This is a genomic window from Vagococcus allomyrinae, assembly GCF_017829975.1.
GTDB lineage: Bacteria > Bacillota > Bacilli > Lactobacillales > Vagococcaceae > Vagococcus_D > Vagococcus_D allomyrinae.
In genome coordinates this window covers 1-17,119 of record NZ_JAEEGA010000023.1, presented here as the reverse complement: position 1 = coordinate 17,119, position 17,119 = coordinate 1, and the positions used below count along the sequence as shown (strand labels likewise).

Sequence of the window (17,119 nt, the reverse complement as noted above, 5' to 3'; positions counted from 1 at the left end):
GATGATTGTTGAAAATTATATGTCCACCAAATTAATCACTGTGACAAAAGAAGTCAAAATTAACGATGCGGTTGAATTGATGAATGAGCATCAGATCCATCGTTTGCCAGTCATTGAGAACGGCAAGATGATCGGTCTTTTAACCGAAGGTACGATTCAAGAAGCGATGCCTTCGAAAGCGACCAGTTTAAGCGTTTATGAAGCCACCTACTTATTAAATAAGACGACCGTTGCCGATGTCATGATCAAACAAGTTGAAACCATTGAAGCCGGTGCGTTGCTGGAAGACGCCATTTATAAGATGCGTCAGAAAAATGTTGGCGTACTGCCTGTTTGTTCAGCAAGTGGTGAAATCGTTGGGATCATTACTAATAACGATATTTTTGACGCTTTTCTAGAAATCACGGGCTACAATCAAGATGGGGTGCGTCTCGTAATCGAAGTTCAAGATGACCATCAAGGGATTTTAGCCGATTTAGCCCAAACATTTGCTGAAAATGAGATCAATGTGGTTCAAATCGTTGTCTACCGCAATGAGAAACAGCCGACCATTGTCGTGCAACTGTCTAACGCTGAAGAAGCAGCCATTGGTACGATTTTAAAGGATAAAGGGTACAATGTTTTATCTTCTATTAAAACAGAAGCCAATACCTAGCTCCTATTTAAAGAATCCAGTGGAACTAGCGATTCGACTTATTTTCCGGGATCTGCCTAGTTAAATCTGAAACATTAAAAAGAGGCCTCATTGCTGAGAGCCTCTTTTTAGTAGTGAACCGCCATCCCCAGGTCGATGCCAACGTGCTAAGTGATCAGGATCATCACGATTGTCATAATCGCCAGGCTCAAGAGGATGCTGACAGAAGAGATAAACCCGGTCACTTCTTCTTTGACACCTGCTGCTACGCTGTTGATGACAGCAAAGGTTGGAATCGGCGCAAAAGCTAAGACCGTTAAGACGATTTTGACCAAGGGGTTGTCAAAGGGGAGGACAAAGTAGAAGAGGATAGCGAATAACGCCCCAAAGGCATAACGCCATGACAGGATTTTAAGAACTTTAATCATCGCAGTTTTTGGCAAGTGTAATTCTAAATAAATACCAATCATCAACAAGGAAAGAAAGCCATTGGCACTTGAGAAAAGCTTAAAGATATCAATTGAAAAAGCTGGTAAACTAATGCTAAAGAATCTTAGAATGACCATGATCAAATAGGTCATAAAAGGAATTGAACGCAACAATGCTTGAGATAATAGCTGCGTCGCTTGTTTTTTATCAAAATCTGGATGACTGCTTTCGACGATTATTTTGGAGCCACCTGCAATCATGATGCAATTGCCAACGTCGAACATAAAGAGATAGGGAAGTGCCAGTGGGTAAAAACTTTGGATAAAGGGCAAGGTGAAATTGCCAACATTATATCCCGAAATGCAGTACATAAAAAATACCCTATCCAGATAACTGTCTTTGCGCCAAAGGAATTTAGCAGTGAAGACTAAAATTAAATTCATCGCCACCGCAATGGTTGCCAGTAAAATAAAATCAGCAGTGATGTTCATGGTGTTCATTCCGACAATCACTGTGGCCGGTAACGTAATGGTGACAATGATATTTGACAAGACTTTACCATCTGATTTTGAGACGAGCCCACCTTTTTTTAGAAAAAAACCAACTAATATAATCAAAAATAAGCCAAATGCATTTAATAAAATAGTAGACATAACTAACCTCCTATATACATCCTGTTAAATAATCAAACATATAGTTCCATTGGATAATTCGCATAATCATCCGCCAAGAGTGGTACTTTCAGCTTTTTTTTGGCTGAAAGTTTAACGGGAAAGGATGATTATTTAATGGGAACTATATATTAACCATTATCAACCTTATGAGAAGAATCTGCAACTACCTAGTTAACAATTAGGCGGATATGTGGTATCTTGTATAAGATAGAAATTTTACTGGGAGTACCTAAAGGGCCAGCTATCTGAGTGAACGGAAAAGAGGAGTTGATCGCATGAAAAAAAATAAAGATATTGAAGTCACAGTGGTGGAAAAAAAACAAAATGCAAATGGACAAGCGGCTGAGGTCCATGAATTAAGTATTGGCAAAAAAGTTATCGGCGAAGTTGAAAAATTAGAATCTGGTAAGTTTGTCGTGACAATTAAAGGCGAAGGGCCAAAATATGTGAAATCTTTTGACGAAGGTTACGAAACCTTGATTAGTCACTGGAATCTCTTTCAGTAGAAGGACTTCAGGCGTTTTTTGTTAGCTGAAAAAGGGCCTTGTATAAAGAGAATTCACTAAATTATGAAAAAATTCAAAAAAAAATCAAATAACACTTGAAATTTTCTTGGAAATTGGTTATTATATTGAAGTCGGGTTAAAACTCGTCTTGGAGGAGTAGCGAAGTGGCTAAACGCGACGGACTGTAAATCCGTTCCTTAGGGTTCAGTGGTTCGAATCCACTCTCCTCCATTTTTACATTTTGGGCTATAGCCAAGCGGTAAGGCAACGGACTTTGACTCCGTCACTCGTTGGTTCGAATCCAGCTAGCCCAGTTAGTGACTAACTACTTCCACGTTGAGGTAGTTTTTTTATTGTTCTCAGCGTATTCGTTGGATTTCTGGCAGAGATTAGCTATACTAGGAATGAACGATAAAGCGAAAGAAGTTCTGTTTTTTTGAACAGAGTTGGAGAAAGGGGCGTAAAGATGAAGAGACCAGACTTAAAAGAAAGAATTTATCAACAATACCAAGTATTAAAAAATGAGGTTGCAGTTGATATTCGTAAAGCCGATGCTAAAGCAAAAGGCAAGAGCTTAAATATTCGTGTTAGAACACCAAGAGCAACACGAAAGACCATCAAATGGCAATCTAAAGGTTATTAACAGCCAAACAGACGACTGAGAAAAGGCATCATGCCAGAGCTCAGTCGTCTGTTTTTTTATGTCTTTAAAGCGATGGACTGACGATTAATGATATCCACATCTACCACAACTTGTTCAATGGGCGATTTAGGGTGTTCGATTTGGTTAACCAGTATTTCAGCAGCTTTGACTCCCATCAAATGGAAGTCTTGAGCAGCAGTCGTTAAGGCTGGTTCAATTAAGGTAGAAGCTTGGATATTGTCAAAGCCGACGATGGATAAGTCTTTTGGCAGGGATAAGCCGCTTTCCTTTGCAGCAGACATGAGCAGCATGGCCGTTAAATCATTTTCGGCGACGATGGCCGTAATGTTGTAATTTTTTGCATACTTAACGATCTCGTGATAAAAGGCCTCATCGTCAGCAACTGGCTTAACATTTTCACTGTGAAATTGAATATCGTGTTCAAATAAGGCTTTTAAGTAGCCAAAATAACGATCTCGAACAGTGGTCGTTGTGTCAACCGCTTGTGTTGAGATGTATAAGATTTTCCTATGGCCGGCCGCTATCAGTAACTTGGTTAGCTCATATCCGCCAGTAAAGTTGTTTGCGGTGACGCAGTTGATGGTCAGACCTTCTAGTTGTTTATCGATTGAGACCATCGGAAACTGTTGTAGCTGACGATAGTAGAGAATATCTAAATCACTCGTGCTGGTCATGGGGTAGATGATTAAACCTGCATAATGATCAAGGGTCAATAATAATTCCCGCTGATTAGCATACTTATGGGTTTCAATGTTGATGGTGTAATGGGTTTGTCTTAAAAAAGAGACCACACCTTCAGCGTAAGCCGACATGCCAGTATTTTCAGCAAAGGGCATAATCAGTAAAATTTCATGACGATCCTTCATCTGACTGATCAATTTAGTCGCTCTCGCAGGTTCTGAGACAAAGCTGCCTTTACCTTGAAGGCGATAGATGATTTCTTGATTTTCCAATTCTGTGAGCGCGCGTTTTGAGGTGATTCGACTGACGTTATATTCTTCAGCTAAGGCTATCTCTGTCGGGAGTTGTTCACCAGGTTTTAGAACACCGTTTGCTATTTTTTTTGCCAAATCGTCAATTATTTGTTGGTATAAAGGAAGTTTTGCCATGAGTATCACTCCTATAGGTTGATATATCAAATTCATTATAGCACAGATGACTTGGTATGGGTATCCAGATAAACAATCCTTATTTTAAAGGGGTTAGCCATAAACGTTTGAAAAAAAGAAAGCGTTTGACTTATAACTTGATATATCATATAATTATTTTTGTTATAGTGAGTATATCGAATTTAGGAGGAGTTTAAATGAAACGAAGCAAAAAGTTATCAGTTTTAGTTATTTTAGCCAGTGCTTTAGTCTTTGCCGCTTGTGGAAAAACTGAAAAAGAAAAGACGACAGAGGAAGACGTGTCCTCAATTTCATTATTGCGACCTAGTTGGAATGATTTACGCCCTGCATCAAAAGATTTGTGGATGTGGCAAGAATATGAAAAAATGTCCGGGGTAAAGGTTAATTGGGAAGAGATGACCGATATCGGCGAAAAGAAAAACATTATTTTGACTCGTGAGACTTTACCTGATGCTTTTTATCAAGTGGATTGGAGCAATGGCGAGCTATTAAAATATGGTCAGCAGGAAATGTTTATTCCCCTTGAGGACTTGATAAAAAAACATGCGCCAAACTTACAGTCATTTTTGGATGAAAACGAAGATGTTAGAAAGGGCCTAACCAGTGCCGACGGCCATATTTATGCCACCCCTTATTTGGATCCGTATCCTGAAGGAAATCGAACCATTCGATTGTGGATCAATAAAACTTGGTTGGATAACCTAAAGATGGAAGTGCCGAAAACGACGGCAGAATTAGAAAAAGCTTTAGTGGCATTTGTTAATGAAGATCCAAATGGCAATGGCCAAAAAGATGAACAAGGTTGGTATATGCCAAGCGGGTCAATTGGTTGGACATTTGAGCAAATGCTGATGGGATCTTTCGGGATTGGAAATGGTGGACGCAAGGCACTTGGTAATTTTATCTATATTGATCAAGATGATGACATTCAAGTGACCATTGCAGCTGACGAATACAAAGAGTTATTAAAATATCAACGGGATTTATACGAAAAAGGGGCCATCAATCAGCAAGCGTTCAGTGGCGTTGAGTACGATAAATGGACAGCAGATGCTGCCAAAGACACAGTTGGTGCGTGGAATTGGGCAGCGCCAGATTATATCGGCGAGTCAGTTAAAGATAATTATGTGGCGATCAACGTGCTCGCTGGGCCCAATGGCGATACGGCTTCCTTAACCGATTCACCAGTAGCAGGAGCCTCAAGCTTGGTTATTACCAAAGAGGCTGCTAATCCTGGTAAAATTTTGGAATGGGTTGACTATTTTTATAGTGATGAAGGAAGCGAATTTGGTTACTTAGGCAAAGAAGGCGTTACTTACAATCTTGAAGATGGGAAGAAAGTTTATATCGACGAGATTCTCAACTATAAAGATGGGATTGGTTTAGGTGCTTTCCAATATGTCGATAATGTTTATGGTGGGTATTTCCCGTATGTGGAACTGCCAGCTGAAATCAGAGACGCAGCTGGGCGTAAAGAGACACCTGTCTATGCTGATTTAACGGAGGAGACATTACCTAGCGTCATGTTACCAGATTTACCAGCAACCATTGAAGAGGCCAATCGTTCAAGTTCAATCATGGCCGATGTTGGCAATTATGTGGGCCAAATGAGAGTTGACTTTGTGACAGGCAAGAAAGACATCGACAAAGAGTGGAAAACCTATATCGAGACCTTGAAAAAAATGGGTGTTGATGAGTACTTAAAAATTAAACAAACTCAGTATAAACGATACAAAGAAAGTTAAGGTGGGAAACAACTATCGACAGTATGTTAAACAATCAAACAAATAGTTCCATTGGATAATTCGCATAATCAGTCCTCAAGCGTGGCACTTTCAGCGTTTTTCTGGCTGAAAGTTTAACGGGAACTATCTAGCCTGACTTTAAGTAAAGGTGAAAAGCTTCACCTTTACTTAGTCTGAGCTAGGCTCATCAATTAAAAGACTGATACAAGGAGGGTATGGAAGGTGAAAGAAGTCAACAAATCAACAATGACATTTTCAAGAATTGCGCAAATTTTCTCACGACAAAAATGGTTGTACTTGATGATGTTACTACCTTTAGTTAGTTTACTTATTTGGAATTATTGGCCGATGTACGGGGTGATTATCGCCTTTAAAGATTATTCGCCAGCACTGGGTATTTCCGGTAGCCCCTGGGTCGGCTTTCAGCATTTTACCCGCTTTTTTAATGCTTTTTATTTTAAAGATGTTATCGTGAATACCTTGCGTATCAGTATTTATAGCTTGCTGATAGGTGTTCCTTTGCCGATTATCTTGGCTTTAATGTTCAATGAGGTTCGCAGCAAAAAATTTAAATCCATCACCCAAACAATTTCTTACATCCCCAATTTTATTTCAGTGGTCATTGTCGTCGGCATGGTTTTTTTCTTCACCTCTCCCGTCGATGGGGTCATCAATGAAGTCATTAAGTTTTTTGGGATGAAGCCAATTGATTTTTTAGGAGATGCCAAAATGTTTCCTCATGTCTTTGTTTGGTCAGGGGTCTGGCAAGGCGTTGGTTGGGGGACATTAATCTATACAGCAGCTATGTCAGGCATTCCCCAAGATCAATACGAGGCCGCTTATTTAGAAGGAGCTTCCCGAATCCAATGCATGCGCCATATTACAATTCCCGCCATCATGCCGACGATTGTTATTTCAACCATTCTAGCAACAGGAAGCATCATGTCAGTCGGGTTTGAAAAAGTGTTGTTATTACAAAACGATGCCAATCTGGCAACATCGGAAGTCCTTTCGACCTACATTTACAAGGCAGGGATTTTAAATGCTGAGTATAGTTTTTCAGCAGCAGTTGGCTTATTTAATAATTTAGTGAACTTTGTTATCTTGTTTATCGTCAATAAAATTGCGCAAAAAACAGGAGAGAACAGTTTATGGTAGGAGGGGAATATGAGAAATAATCGCTCAAGAGAAGATAAACTATTTGATGTTGTGAATACAATTCTGATCACTGTGATCGTCCTGTTAATTTTTTACCCGATTTTGTTTGTGGTGGCAGCCTCCTTAAGCGACCCGACTAAAATTTTTGATAGTCCCATTTTATTATGGCCAAAAGGCTTTACTTTTAATGGTTACAGAAAAGTTTTTGAAAATCGCGATATTTGGATTGGCTTTAAAAATGCCGTGATTTACACCGGTTTAGGAACAATGATTAATGTCTTAATGACCACGTTAGCAGCTTACCCATTGTCTCGTCGTGATTTTAAAGGCCGTAATATCATCACGTTTCTGTTTACGTTTACGATGTTTTTCTCAGGTGGGCTGATTCCCACCTATTTAGTCAATCAAAAATTAGGCATCATTAATACCATCTGGGTGATGATCTTACCGGGGGCAGTTGGGGTCTATAACATGATTATTATGCGAACTTACTTCCAACAAAATATTCCCCGTGAATTAGAAGAGAGTGCCTTTATCGATGGCTGCACGGACATGCAATTGTTATGGAAAGTCGTCTTGCCACTCTCGACGCCGATTATTGCGGTAATGATGATGTTTTATGGCGTTGGTCGTTGGAACGGTTACTTTGATGCCATGATTTACTTATCTGATCGGGAACTATTTCCCCTCCAATTGATCTTGCGAGAGATACTGATCCAAAATCAAATGGGCGATGCGGCCAATCAGCAAATCATGAGCAGCAGTCAGGCGGAAGTCAGTATGATTAAACAAACCATCAAATATAGTGTGGTTGTTATTTCAAGCATACCAGTTTTGCTCTTTTATCCAATTGTTGCAAAATATTTCGAAAAAGGCATTATGGTTGGGGCGATTAAAGGTTAAGGAGCGAGGTCATGGGAGAAAAATTGTATCACTGGTCAGTGGTGTTAACGAGGTTGGTGTACCTTAATTTGCTGTGGTTGTTATTTACCCTCTTAGGGGGGATTATCTTAGGGATTATGCCAGCGACAGTTGCGCTGTTTGCCGTACTTAGACAAGAGATAAAAGCCGAAGGGGAGACGACTAAAGTAGGCAGTACTTTTATCGACTACTTTCGGAAAGAGTTCGTCAAAAGTAACCTTTTGGGAATCGGGCTCATCTTACTGGGAGTGCTGCTCTATCTTAATTATCAACTTACCACCATTTCCACAGGTTATTTGATGAGCGGGCTCCATTATCTTTCCATTGTATTACTATGTCTGTTTATCATGCTGCTGGTTTTCTTTTTTCCAGTTTACGTTCATTTCCAATTACCACTGTCTAAAGTATTATTGCAACCCTTATTGTTAATTTTCTTTAGTCCTTTTGAAGTTTGCAAGGTTATTGTGATTTTGACAGCTACTTACTATTTATTCCATTGGATTCCTGGCTTGCTGCCTTTAATCTACATGTCATTACCAGCTGCTTTAATCATGTTAACCTTACATCGGCGGTTTTTAAGATTGCCGATTTACGGCGAAAAAAACAGTTCCATTCCAGAGTGAGTCTCGGGTGGAACTGTTTTTTTAGAGTGAAGCCGTAGGCGTTGCTAGTGGAGGGATTGCCTGAGTTGATGCCTTAACTTTTGTGAAGAAAATGAGAAGAAGTGGCAGAGTTCGTTGGATTAAGTAGAAACTTATGGCGTTAAATGATAAAATGGAACAAGCAAAGATTTTAGAGAGAAGGTTTTGTATGACAGAGTCAGTAACAGTTCAAGAATTAGTCAATGAATTACAGCTTGATGTGATTTGTGGAGAAGACTATTTAGATAGAAAAATTATCACCAGTGATATTTCCCGGCCGGGTTTGGAATTGACCGGCTATTTTAATTATTACCCTTATGATCGGGTTCAATTGTTCGGTCGGAAGGAAACGACGTTTTCGCAAAAAATGACGCCTGAAGAGCAGGTCATGGTGATGCGTCGCTTATGTCACGAAGAAACGCCGGCGATTATTTTCGCCCGCGATTTAATTCCGCCAAGCAATATGTTGCGGGTCGCAGAAGAAAAAAATGTGCCAGTTTTGCGTTCATCTTTGACCACCTCCCGAGTTTCTGGTGTGATGTCCAACTACTTGGAAAGTCAGTTAGCCAAGCGGACCTCTATCCACGGCGTATTAGTGGAAGTTTATGGATTAGGTGTTTTAATTCAAGGGGACAGCGGCATTGGGAAAAGTGAAACAGCCTTAGAATTAATTAAAAAAGGTCATCGCTTGATCGCAGATGATCGGGTGGATGTCTATCAACAGGACGAACGGACCGTGATTGGTGAACCAGCTCGTCTGTTGGAGCATTTGATTGAGATTCGTGGCATTGGCATTATCGACGTGATGAATTTGTTTGGGGCAAGTTCAGTACGGGGCAGTGGCCAAGTTCAATTGGTCATTTATTTAGAAAACTGGAGCAAGGAAAAGAAATTTGATCGCTTAGGCGGGGCAGCTGAAACGGTCCAAATAGCGAACGTGGACATTCCTAAAATTTCCATTCCGGTTAAAACCGGTCGTAATGTGGCGATCATTATTGAAGTTGCTGCTATGAACTTTAGAGCCAAAACAATGGGGTATGATGCCACTAAAACATTTGAAAATAATTTAACGGCACTGATTAAAGAAAACTCTGAAGCAGAGTAAGACAAAGGTTATCAGATGCTAAAGGCATCTCATTAGCTGTTTTTATATAAGGGGGATATCGATGTTTTTAGCGCAAGTAAACCCAGTGGCTTTTAACCTCTTTGGGTTGGAAGTTAAGTGGTACGGTGTAATTATTGTCACGGGAATCGTGTTGGCGGTTTGGCTAGCATCTCGTGAGGCAAAACGTGTAGGCTTAAAAGAAGACGATATCGTTGATTTTATGTTTTGGGGGCTCCCAATTGCCATTATTGGGGCTCGTCTGTATTACGTAATCTTTGAATGGCAGTATTACCTAGAAAATCCCCTGCAAATTTTTGCGATTCGCAATGGTGGGTTAGCCATTTATGGCGGGTTAATCGCAGGTGGCTTAGTGGTTTATTTTTTCACTCAGTCACGTTATATTTCTTTTTGGAAGTTTCTGGATATTGCGGCTCCAAGTGTGATCATCGCCCAAGCAATTGGCCGTTGGGGGAACTTTATGAATCAGGAAGCCTTTGGTGGTGAAACCACTTTGGCCTTTTTGCAAAGCTTGCACTTACCAAATTATATTATTGAGAATATGTACATCGATGGGGCATATCGGCAACCGACCTTTCTCTATGAAAGTCTCTGGAATGTCTTAGGTTTTATCCTGATTTTATGGTTGCGTCAAAAGAAAGATTTCCTGCGGGAAGGCGAAGTATTTTTCAGCTATGTCTTGTGGTATTCATTTGGCCGCTTCTTTATCGAAGGGATGAGAACCGATAGTCTCTATTTAGTAGGCGATATTCGCGTCTCTCAATTTTTATCATTTGTTTTATTTGTAGGGAGTTTGATCTTTATCGTTTACCGTCGAAAAAAAGTCAACCCACCGATCTACAATCGTAAAGGAGCGCGATAGTTTTTATGTTAACCACTGTTTTATTTGATTTTGATGGTACCTTAGCCGATACCAATCACCTGATTTCTGAATCTTATTTGCATGTCTTAAATAAGTATTTTCCAGGTGAATACGATACTGAAGGGGTCCGACATTTTAATGGGCCACCCTTAGAAGAAGTTTTTGGTAATTTATTGCCTGAAAAAGCCGACCAAATGGTTCGGGAGTATCGGGAGTACAATCACGCGCAACACGACGCATTGATTCAAACCTTTCCCGATGTTAATCAGTCTTTAAGGCGCTTAAAAGCCGCTGGGCTTAATCTAGCCGTTGTTTCGACTAAATACAACGCTGTTTTGCTAAAAGGACTTGATTTACTGGAAATGACCCCTTACTTCCACGAAGTAATTGGGGGCAACGATTATCAAAAGGTCAAACCCGATCCAGAGCCGTTACAAGTGGCGATGAGCCGTTTAGGAGTGAAGCCAGAAGAATGTTTGATGGTCGGGGACAATTGGCACGATATTCAAGCGGGCCACAATGCAGGCATGGAAAGTGTTTTTGTTAGCTGGTCACAAAAAACAACAGCTGAGATGGCACCTTATCAACCGGATAAAATAGTCGATTCTATGGTAGACTTAACAGAGTGGATTCTATCAAAAACTGGAGGAAATTAACAGATGAAACAAAAAATTGCTGTTCTAGGACCAGGGTCATGGGGAACTGCCTTAGCGAAAGTTTTAGTTGAGAATGGTCACGATGTTACCATCTGGGGGCGGGAAGTCGATCAGATTGCTGAAATTAACCAGCAGCACACCAATCAACACTATTTGCCAGATCTTCTGTTGCCACTGGAATTAAAAGCGGAATATGACTTGAAAACAGCCGTCACCGGTGCAGATGCCATTCTATTTGTTGTGCCAACGAAGGCCATCCGCTCAGTCGCTGCCCAACTAGTGGCGGTGCTGGACACAAAACCAGTCATTATTCACGCCAGTAAAGGTCTGGAACAAGGGACTCACAAGCGTATTTCGCAAGTTCTAATGGAAGAGATTCCCGCAGACAAACGTCAAGATGTGGTAGTCCTTTCGGGCCCTAGCCACGCAGAAGAAGTGGCTGTGCGTGATATTACCACCATTACAGCTGCCAGTAAAAATTTAAAATATGCTGAATACGTTCAGCAGTTATTTATGAATGACTATTTCCGCATTTATACCAACGATGACGTGATCGGTGTTGAAACTGGTGCGGCTTTAAAGAATATTATTGCTTTAGGCTCAGGGGCGATTCATGGTTTAGGTTTTGGCGACAATGCCAAAGCCGCAATCATGACTCGTGGTTTGGCGGAAATCAGTCGCTTAGGTGTTGCCATGGGCGCTGATCCACTGACCTTTATCGGTATGAGTGGCGTCGGGGATTTGATTGTCACTTGTACCAGTGTTCACTCCCGTAATTGGCGGGCAGGTGATTTACTGGGACGCGGTCATAACTTACAAGAAGTGTTAGACAACATGGGCATGATCGTGGAAGGTGTTTCCACGACCAAAGCCGCTTACGAGCTCTCTCAGGAGTTAAATGTTGAAATGCCAATTACCGAAACCATTTATAAAGTCCTCTATGAAGGGGCAGATGTACAAGAAGCCGCAAAATTAATCATGTTGCGCGACGGCCGCTCAGAAAAAGAATTTTAAGGCGTGCTATCTAAAAGGGAATATCCCACTATAGAAGAGGAGAATGTATTGTGAAACAACGAGTGAAAAAGGCCATTATTCCAGCGGCCGGTTTAGGAACCAGGTTTTTACCAGCTACAAAAGCCATGGCAAAGGAAATGTTGCCGATTGTCGACAAGCCAACCATTCAGTTTATCGTCGAAGAAGCCTTAGCTTCAGGAATTGAAGATATCTTGATCATTACTGGTAAAGCGAAACGCCCGATTGAAGATCATTTTGATGCGAACTTAGAATTAGAGATGAATTTGAAATCCAAAGGGAAAACAGAACTATTAAAGCTAGTGGAAGAAACCACCGATTTAAACTTGCATTTTATGCGTCAATCAAGTCCTCGCGGCTTAGGCCACGCCGTCTCATTAGGCCGTGCCTTTGTGGGCAATGAGCCCTTTGTTGTCATGTTAGGTGACGACTTAATGGAAGATACGATTCCGTTAACAAAGCAGTTGATCAACGATTACGATGAAACGCGTGCTTCGACGATTGCCGTGATGGAAGTTCCCCATGAAGATACCTCAAAATATGGCATCATCAATCCGGAACACATGGTGAAAAAAGGCTTGTACAACGTGAAAAATTTTGTTGAAAAACCAAATCCAGAAGAAGCTCCAAGTAATTTGGCGATCATTGGCCGTTACCTGTTGACGCCTGAGATCTTTGATGTCTTGGATCAACAAACACCAGGAGCAGGTGGCGAGATTCAATTAACTGATGCCATTGACACCTTAAATAAAACACAACGAGTGTTTGCCCACCAGTTTACTGGCAAACGCTACGACGTTGGTGATAAATTTGGCTTTATGAAAACCAGTATTGAATATGGCTTAACTCACCCAGAAGTAAAAGATAACTTGAAAGAGTTTATCATTCAATTAGGGAAAGACTTAGAAGCAGAAGAAAAACCGAAGAAATCACCTAAAAAGTAAGAAAAATCCTCAAGTTCGCTGAGAAGTGAGCTTGAGGATTTTGGCATTATTTTAGGAGCGAAAAGCAGTTTTTTTGCTTACACCCACCAGCTATTATGTTGTATAATAACAAAGATAGTGTTATTTGTAAGATTAAGGAGCAATTAAATGGAAATTAAAGAAGCAATTTTACACGTCTTAGATTTGGAAGCTAGTTCGCTGATTTGTTCTCAAAAGGAATTGGCCATGACTGATTACGCTGTTAAAACCTATTTAGAAGGGATCATGAAACGTTTTAACAACGCTGATTTTAAAACAGGCACCTTAGATGGCAGCAATGACTTGTTTGCGGACATTAGCAACGAACAACTGAGCTTTGTTGAAAAAAGTACCAGCGTGGCGCAAAAATTTTATGATTGTGTCGTACAAGGGGAGGAAATTCCCAGTGGAGATTTGCTATACTTCCATGGTGAAGACGAAACAGATCAATACGTAGGGATCTTTAAGTTAAATTACCGTCCAGCTTATACCCATTTTGTTGATTATGTGGACGATGGCATGTTAAACAATATCATCATCAATAAAACGATTTTGCCAAGCATTACCCAAAAAGTGGAAGAAGCGGTCTTAATTAATGTGACAAAACAGACCTTCGACTTAGTGGAGAAAAAATACAAATTTGATGGCCGTAAAGTTGAGTACTTTTCAAGCGTCTTATTAAAAACAGAAGCAACCCCAACCGTTCAAGATAACATTAAAATTGTTAAAAAAGCGGTCAAAGAAATCGCCGATAAGTACAACGAAGAAAAATACGTCAGCATGTCAAATATTCAACAAGCAGTTTATGAAAGCATTGAAGAAGAAGGCAAAATCAGCAACGAAAAGATTGCTGAGATGGTCTTTGAAAACAATATTTCCGCAAAAGCCGAATACATCGAACGGGTCGAGCGAACCAATTTTGATGAGGATATTCCGATCAATGTGCCCAAATACGAAAAGAAATACAGCAAGCAAAAATTAAAATTAGCCAATGGGATAGAGATGATTATTCCAGTGGAAGTATATAAAAATAAAGAATTGATTGAGTTTATCAACAATCCTGACGGTACGATTTCAGTCATGATTAAAAATGTGGATGAGATCATTAATAAATTTTAATGGCAGGCGGCTGAAAAGCTGCCTTTTTTGCTATCGCCAGCTGTCAATTGCTAGGCAGGTAAATGATGGCTACAGCCTTACTAGTCTTGCTGATCCTCCTTTCGGCTGGTGAATATGAAATTGGCAAAACTTAAGAGGTTTTCGAAAAAGATTGTTCCTTAGATTAACACCCTATCTTTTGACGTGAAAAACATCCTGTGGTAAAGTGTAACATGATGTGGGGACTGCGTCATTCAGGTGAACGAGAAAAGGGGATGAGTGGACTTGAGAGCGATCCAACAACGACATTATTTAATCGGCGTACTTCTAGTTGTCATGGCTATATTAGTGGCAACACCCGCTGAAGGCACAACATTAGAAGAAACACAAAATAAAACGTTAATCGGCCCATCAGCCTCATTAAAAGGGCCAAAGTTACCACTGAGAGAGGCGAAAAAAGCGGCAGTGACCCCGGAAAATGATAAAGACTTATGGAAAAAGCCAACAGGTGGCGACTACCCTGAGTTAACTTCTGAGACGGCGTTGCGCATCGTTGCGAACGTGACAGATCAGCGAATCTATTTTTATGACCAAGACCAGCTAATCTATACCATGATTACCTCTTCGGGTTTGGCAGATGAAGAAAATGCCACACCTCTGGGAGACTTTGAGATTCAAGAAATTCGCGGTGAAAGCTTTTTTAACAATGAACTAGGTGAAGGGGCACTTAATTACGTGTCGTTTAAGGACTACGGTGTCTATTTGTTCCACAGTGTGCCGGTTAACGAGGCGTTGGAAGTCAATGTGGCGGAAGCTGAAAAATTAGGTGAGCGGGCCTCACACGGCTGTTTCCGCTTATCAATGCCTGATTCACAATGGTTTTACGACAATGTCCCGGCTGGAACCCCAGTTAAGGTGACAGAATAAAGTCAAAAGAAGCAGATTCAACGATCAGTTGGTCTGCTTCTTTTTATGTATAGACCATGTGGACTTGCATAGCGCTAGAACGAAAGGTGATTAAAAGCTTAAAGTAAAAAAAGCTCTTTAGACAGACGTTAGGGGGATAACGTCTGAGCTAAAGAGTCTTTTTAATAGGTTAACGGCGATAGCTATAAGCGCGATCGCTTTGATAATGCTGTTTGCGAGTGTGGCGACGGTAACTTCTTTCATCCCAGACCATGAACCATAAGAAAAATAAAGGTGTGACGATTAATAATGCAGTTTTAACTCCTAGAGACCCTAAGCAAATACCAATAACCAATATAACAAATACCAAGCCAATTCTACGAATTCCTACCATTTATATCACCTCTTATAAGTTATGCGAACGTTTGTTCTTTTCTTTATTATACAAACAAATGTTCGCTTTGTAAAGTGGAAAATGCAAAAAAGAAATTAAAATAGCAAAAACGTGATATCCCAAGGAGAAGTATCTAGAATTGAAGATAAAATAAAACAACCAGTTAAGCAACTGATTGTTTTATTGACTAGATATGATTTCGATATAAGCCGACGACTTTACCTAAAATGGAGACATTCGGTAAAATAATTGGTTCTAAACTATCATTTTCCGGTTGTAAACGGAAGTGATCTTTTTCTTTGTAAAATCTCTTACAGGTTGCTTCGTCTTCGTCTGTCATGGCGATTACAATTTCGCCATTAGAAGCGGAAGATTGCTTTTTGACAATGACTTGATCCCCATCTAATATGCCAGCGTTGATCATGCTTTCGCCGCGAATCGTTAACATAAAAAGGCTATTGTCTTCATATTTTAAGTCTGGCGGAATCGGAAAGAAATCCAACGCTTCTTCAACGGCTAAAATGGGTTCCCCAGCCGTTACCGTTCCTAAAATGGGAATAGTTGATGGGCGAATGCCAATCATATCTAACCCGATTTGTGTTAATTCGATGGCACGAGGTTTAGTAGGGTCTCGTTGTAAAAGTCCTTTTTTCTCAAGTCTGGACAAATGTCCGTGAACCGTAGATGTCGAAGACAGGTTAACAGCTGTGCCGATCTCTCTTACTGTCGGTGGGTAGCCTTTGGCTTCAACTTGGCTATGAATGTATTTTAAAATTTCGGATTGTCGTGTTTCTTGTGCCATACTGATACCTCCTTAAGGCAGTTTTAGTATTAATTTGAGTTTAGCATAAAAGTGACAAAAAATCAAACAGATGTTCGCTTGTTTCTGTGAGAAAGCCACTTTTTTTTCTTTTGAAGGGATTTTTTAAACCCGCCTTTCAAAATCCAAGTAATTTAGTTGTTTTTTGAAAGGAAATAGTCTAGTATTAAAGGCGTTGGCGAGCTGTTAGCAGCAGTCGCTTAGAAAGATCTTGGAGGGAATCGCATGCTATCAAAGGACAAATTAGACCGCATTAATGAATTGGCAAAAAAGGCCAAAGCTGAAGGCCTGTCGCTAAACGAACAAAAAGAACAAAAAATATTGAGAGAAGAATACCTTGAAAAATTCCGCGGCGGGATGCGCAATCATATTGAAGGAATGAAAGTGGTGGATCAAGAAGGCAATGATGTGACACCAGATAAATTAAAAGGGATTCAAAAAGAAAAAGGATTACATAATCGTCATAAAGAGTAATAATAGGGGCTTTTAAGGCTAGTTTATCTACCTTGAAAGGCCTCTATTTTCTAAAAAAAGCAAAACGATTTCATTTTTCAATTGCAATTTGCCTGAACAAAAGGTAAAATAATCCTATAAAGGTAAAAAAAACCTAAAATAGCAGGAGGATGATTATTTTGTTCGACAAGATCGATGAGTTAGGCGTTAATTCAATCCGTACCCTTAGTATGGACGCGATTCAGAAAGCAAATTCAGGACACCCAGGATTACCAATGGGAGCAGCACCAATGGCGTATGCCCTATGGACC

Annotated in this window: 20 protein-coding genes and 2 tRNA genes; 18 read left to right on the top strand and 4 right to left on the bottom strand. The window is 40.2% G+C overall.

Features of this window, described 5'->3' with window-relative positions; all coding sequences use genetic code 11:
* Position 1: 1 nt before the first annotated feature.
* On the top strand, positions 2-655 hold the full coding sequence (locus tag I6N95_RS24415; RefSeq protein WP_209532401.1) for a CBS and ACT domain-containing protein: 654 nt from the start codon (positions 2-4) through the stop codon (positions 653-655).
* Between the two features lie 146 nt (positions 656-801).
* Here the strand turns inward: I6N95_RS24415 and I6N95_RS24410 are convergent, their stop codons facing one another.
* A complete protein-coding gene (locus tag I6N95_RS24410) occupies positions 802-1,716 on the bottom strand; it encodes an AEC family transporter (RefSeq protein ID WP_209532399.1) in 915 nt (304 codons plus the stop codon).
* 296 nt (positions 1,717-2,012) lie between these two features.
* Here I6N95_RS24410 and I6N95_RS24405 point away from each other — a divergent pair, with 296 nt between their 5' ends.
* The 4 genes from I6N95_RS24405 to I6N95_RS24390 all read left to right on the top strand — a co-directional run bounded on the left by I6N95_RS24405 (position 2,013) and on the right by I6N95_RS24390 (position 2,886).
* Positions 2,013-2,243 (top strand): DUF2969 family protein, encoded by a 231-nt coding sequence (locus tag I6N95_RS24405; RefSeq protein ID WP_209532397.1) that lies wholly within the window; start codon positions 2,013-2,015, stop codon positions 2,241-2,243.
* Positions 2,244-2,393: 150 nt separating this feature from the next.
* Positions 2,394-2,474, top strand: a tRNA-Tyr gene (locus I6N95_RS24400).
* An 11-nt stretch (positions 2,475-2,485) separates the two neighbouring features.
* Positions 2,486-2,557 (top strand) — tRNA-Gln (locus tag I6N95_RS24395).
* A gap of 152 nt (positions 2,558-2,709) precedes the next feature.
* On the top strand, positions 2,710-2,886 hold the full coding sequence (locus I6N95_RS24390; RefSeq protein ID WP_209532395.1) for a hypothetical protein: 177 nt from the start codon (positions 2,710-2,712) through the stop codon (positions 2,884-2,886).
* Positions 2,887-2,942: 56 nt separating this feature from the next.
* Here the strand turns inward: I6N95_RS24390 and I6N95_RS24385 are convergent, their stop codons facing one another.
* On the bottom strand, positions 2,943-4,016 hold the full coding sequence (locus I6N95_RS24385) for a GntR family transcriptional regulator (protein ID WP_209532393.1): 1,074 nt from the start codon (positions 4,014-4,016) through the stop codon (positions 2,943-2,945).
* A gap of 197 nt (positions 4,017-4,213) precedes the next feature.
* Here I6N95_RS24385 and I6N95_RS24380 point away from each other — a divergent pair, with 197 nt between their 5' ends.
* The 11 genes from I6N95_RS24380 to I6N95_RS24330 all read left to right on the top strand — a co-directional run bounded on the left by I6N95_RS24380 (position 4,214) and on the right by I6N95_RS24330 (position 15,162).
* On the top strand, positions 4,214-5,782 hold the full coding sequence (locus tag I6N95_RS24380; RefSeq protein WP_209532391.1) for a type 2 periplasmic-binding domain-containing protein: 1,569 nt from the start codon (positions 4,214-4,216) through the stop codon (positions 5,780-5,782).
* A gap of 246 nt (positions 5,783-6,028) precedes the next feature.
* Positions 6,029-6,940: an ABC transporter permease gene (locus I6N95_RS24375; RefSeq protein WP_209532523.1), complete on the top strand. Its 912-nt coding sequence runs from the start codon at positions 6,029-6,031 to the stop codon at positions 6,938-6,940.
* A gap of 9 nt (positions 6,941-6,949) precedes the next feature.
* On the top strand, positions 6,950-7,843 hold the full coding sequence (locus I6N95_RS24370) for a carbohydrate ABC transporter permease (RefSeq protein WP_209532389.1): 894 nt from the start codon (positions 6,950-6,952) through the stop codon (positions 7,841-7,843).
* Between the two features lie 11 nt (positions 7,844-7,854).
* Positions 7,855-8,484: a YesL family protein gene (locus I6N95_RS24365; RefSeq protein ID WP_209532388.1), complete on the top strand. Its 630-nt coding sequence runs from the start codon at positions 7,855-7,857 to the stop codon at positions 8,482-8,484.
* A gap of 187 nt (positions 8,485-8,671) precedes the next feature.
* Complete coding sequence (gene hprK / locus I6N95_RS24360; RefSeq protein WP_209532386.1) at positions 8,672-9,607, top strand: HPr(Ser) kinase/phosphatase; 936 nt, start codon at positions 8,672-8,674, stop codon at positions 9,605-9,607.
* A 61-nt stretch (positions 9,608-9,668) separates the two neighbouring features.
* Positions 9,669-10,487 carry a prolipoprotein diacylglyceryl transferase gene (lgt, locus tag I6N95_RS24355; RefSeq protein WP_209532384.1) on the top strand — a complete coding sequence of 273 codons (819 nt, stop codon included), beginning with the start codon at positions 9,669-9,671 and terminating at the stop codon, positions 10,485-10,487.
* A 5-nt stretch (positions 10,488-10,492) separates the two neighbouring features.
* Complete coding sequence (gene ppaX, locus I6N95_RS24350; protein WP_209532383.1) at positions 10,493-11,143, top strand: pyrophosphatase PpaX; 651 nt, start codon at positions 10,493-10,495, stop codon at positions 11,141-11,143.
* Between the two features lie 3 nt (positions 11,144-11,146).
* On the top strand, positions 11,147-12,157 hold the full coding sequence (locus tag I6N95_RS24345) for an NAD(P)H-dependent glycerol-3-phosphate dehydrogenase (RefSeq protein ID WP_209532381.1): 1,011 nt from the start codon (positions 11,147-11,149) through the stop codon (positions 12,155-12,157).
* A 50-nt stretch (positions 12,158-12,207) separates the two neighbouring features.
* Positions 12,208-13,119 (top strand): UTP--glucose-1-phosphate uridylyltransferase GalU, encoded by a 912-nt coding sequence (galU, locus tag I6N95_RS24340; protein WP_209532379.1) that lies wholly within the window; start codon positions 12,208-12,210, stop codon positions 13,117-13,119.
* Between the two features lie 147 nt (positions 13,120-13,266).
* A complete protein-coding gene (locus I6N95_RS24335) occupies positions 13,267-14,256 on the top strand; it encodes a nucleoid-associated protein (protein WP_209532376.1) in 990 nt (329 codons plus the stop codon).
* Positions 14,257-14,520: 264 nt separating this feature from the next.
* Positions 14,521-15,162 (top strand): L,D-transpeptidase, encoded by a 642-nt coding sequence (locus tag I6N95_RS24330; protein WP_209532374.1) that lies wholly within the window; start codon positions 14,521-14,523, stop codon positions 15,160-15,162.
* Between the two features lie 169 nt (positions 15,163-15,331).
* Here I6N95_RS24330 and I6N95_RS24325 read toward each other — a convergent pair whose 3' ends face one another.
* Together I6N95_RS24325 and lexA are read right to left on the bottom strand one after the other, a co-directional pair.
* Complete coding sequence (locus tag I6N95_RS24325) at positions 15,332-15,535, bottom strand: hypothetical protein (RefSeq protein WP_209532372.1); 204 nt, start codon at positions 15,533-15,535, stop codon at positions 15,332-15,334.
* A 187-nt stretch (positions 15,536-15,722) separates the two neighbouring features.
* Complete coding sequence (gene lexA / locus I6N95_RS24320) at positions 15,723-16,337, bottom strand: transcriptional repressor LexA (protein ID WP_209532370.1); 615 nt, start codon at positions 16,335-16,337, stop codon at positions 15,723-15,725.
* 243 nt (positions 16,338-16,580) lie between these two features.
* Here lexA and I6N95_RS24315 point away from each other — a divergent pair, with 243 nt between their 5' ends.
* Positions 16,581-16,829, top strand: coding sequence for a DUF896 family protein (locus I6N95_RS24315; RefSeq protein WP_209532368.1), 249 nt, complete (start codon positions 16,581-16,583; stop codon positions 16,827-16,829).
* A gap of 158 nt (positions 16,830-16,987) precedes the next feature.
* Positions 16,988-17,119 (top strand): hypothetical protein (locus I6N95_RS27590; protein WP_209532521.1); only part of this gene is annotated, 132 nt, incomplete at its 3' end.

Excerpts from the sequence above, each read along its gene's own strand:
- I6N95_RS24415 (WP_209532401.1), top strand. The coding sequence starts at position 2 with ATGATTGTTGAAAATTATATGTCCACCAAATTAATCACTGTGACAAAA.
- I6N95_RS24345 (WP_209532381.1), top strand. The coding sequence starts at position 11,147 with ATGAAACAAAAAATTGCTGTTCTAGGACCAGGGTCATGGGGAACTGCC.
- I6N95_RS24410 (WP_209532399.1), bottom strand. The coding sequence starts at position 1,716 with ATGTCTACTATTTTATTAAATGCATTTGGCTTATTTTTGATTATATTA.
- I6N95_RS24380 (WP_209532391.1), top strand. The coding sequence starts at position 4,214 with ATGAAACGAAGCAAAAAGTTATCAGTTTTAGTTATTTTAGCCAGTGCT.
- lgt (WP_209532384.1), top strand. The coding sequence starts at position 9,669 with ATGTTTTTAGCGCAAGTAAACCCAGTGGCTTTTAACCTCTTTGGGTTG.
- I6N95_RS24335 (WP_209532376.1), top strand. The coding sequence starts at position 13,267 with ATGGAAATTAAAGAAGCAATTTTACACGTCTTAGATTTGGAAGCTAGT.
- I6N95_RS24385 (WP_209532393.1), bottom strand. The coding sequence starts at position 4,016 with ATGGCAAAACTTCCTTTATACCAACAAATAATTGACGATTTGGCAAAA.
- hprK (WP_209532386.1), top strand. The coding sequence starts at position 8,672 with ATGACAGAGTCAGTAACAGTTCAAGAATTAGTCAATGAATTACAGCTT.
- I6N95_RS24375 (WP_209532523.1), top strand. The coding sequence starts at position 6,029 with ATGACATTTTCAAGAATTGCGCAAATTTTCTCACGACAAAAATGGTTG.
- ppaX (WP_209532383.1), top strand. The coding sequence starts at position 10,493 with ATGTTAACCACTGTTTTATTTGATTTTGATGGTACCTTAGCCGATACC.
- I6N95_RS24390 (WP_209532395.1), top strand. The coding sequence starts at position 2,710 with ATGAAGAGACCAGACTTAAAAGAAAGAATTTATCAACAATACCAAGTA.
- I6N95_RS24365 (WP_209532388.1), top strand. The coding sequence starts at position 7,855 with ATGGGAGAAAAATTGTATCACTGGTCAGTGGTGTTAACGAGGTTGGTG.
- I6N95_RS24315 (WP_209532368.1), top strand. The coding sequence starts at position 16,581 with ATGCTATCAAAGGACAAATTAGACCGCATTAATGAATTGGCAAAAAAG.
- I6N95_RS24370 (WP_209532389.1), top strand. The coding sequence starts at position 6,950 with ATGAGAAATAATCGCTCAAGAGAAGATAAACTATTTGATGTTGTGAAT.
- lexA (WP_209532370.1), bottom strand. The coding sequence starts at position 16,337 with ATGGCACAAGAAACACGACAATCCGAAATTTTAAAATACATTCATAGC.
- I6N95_RS24325 (WP_209532372.1), bottom strand. The coding sequence starts at position 15,535 with ATGGTAGGAATTCGTAGAATTGGCTTGGTATTTGTTATATTGGTTATT.
- I6N95_RS24405 (WP_209532397.1), top strand. The coding sequence starts at position 2,013 with ATGAAAAAAAATAAAGATATTGAAGTCACAGTGGTGGAAAAAAAACAA.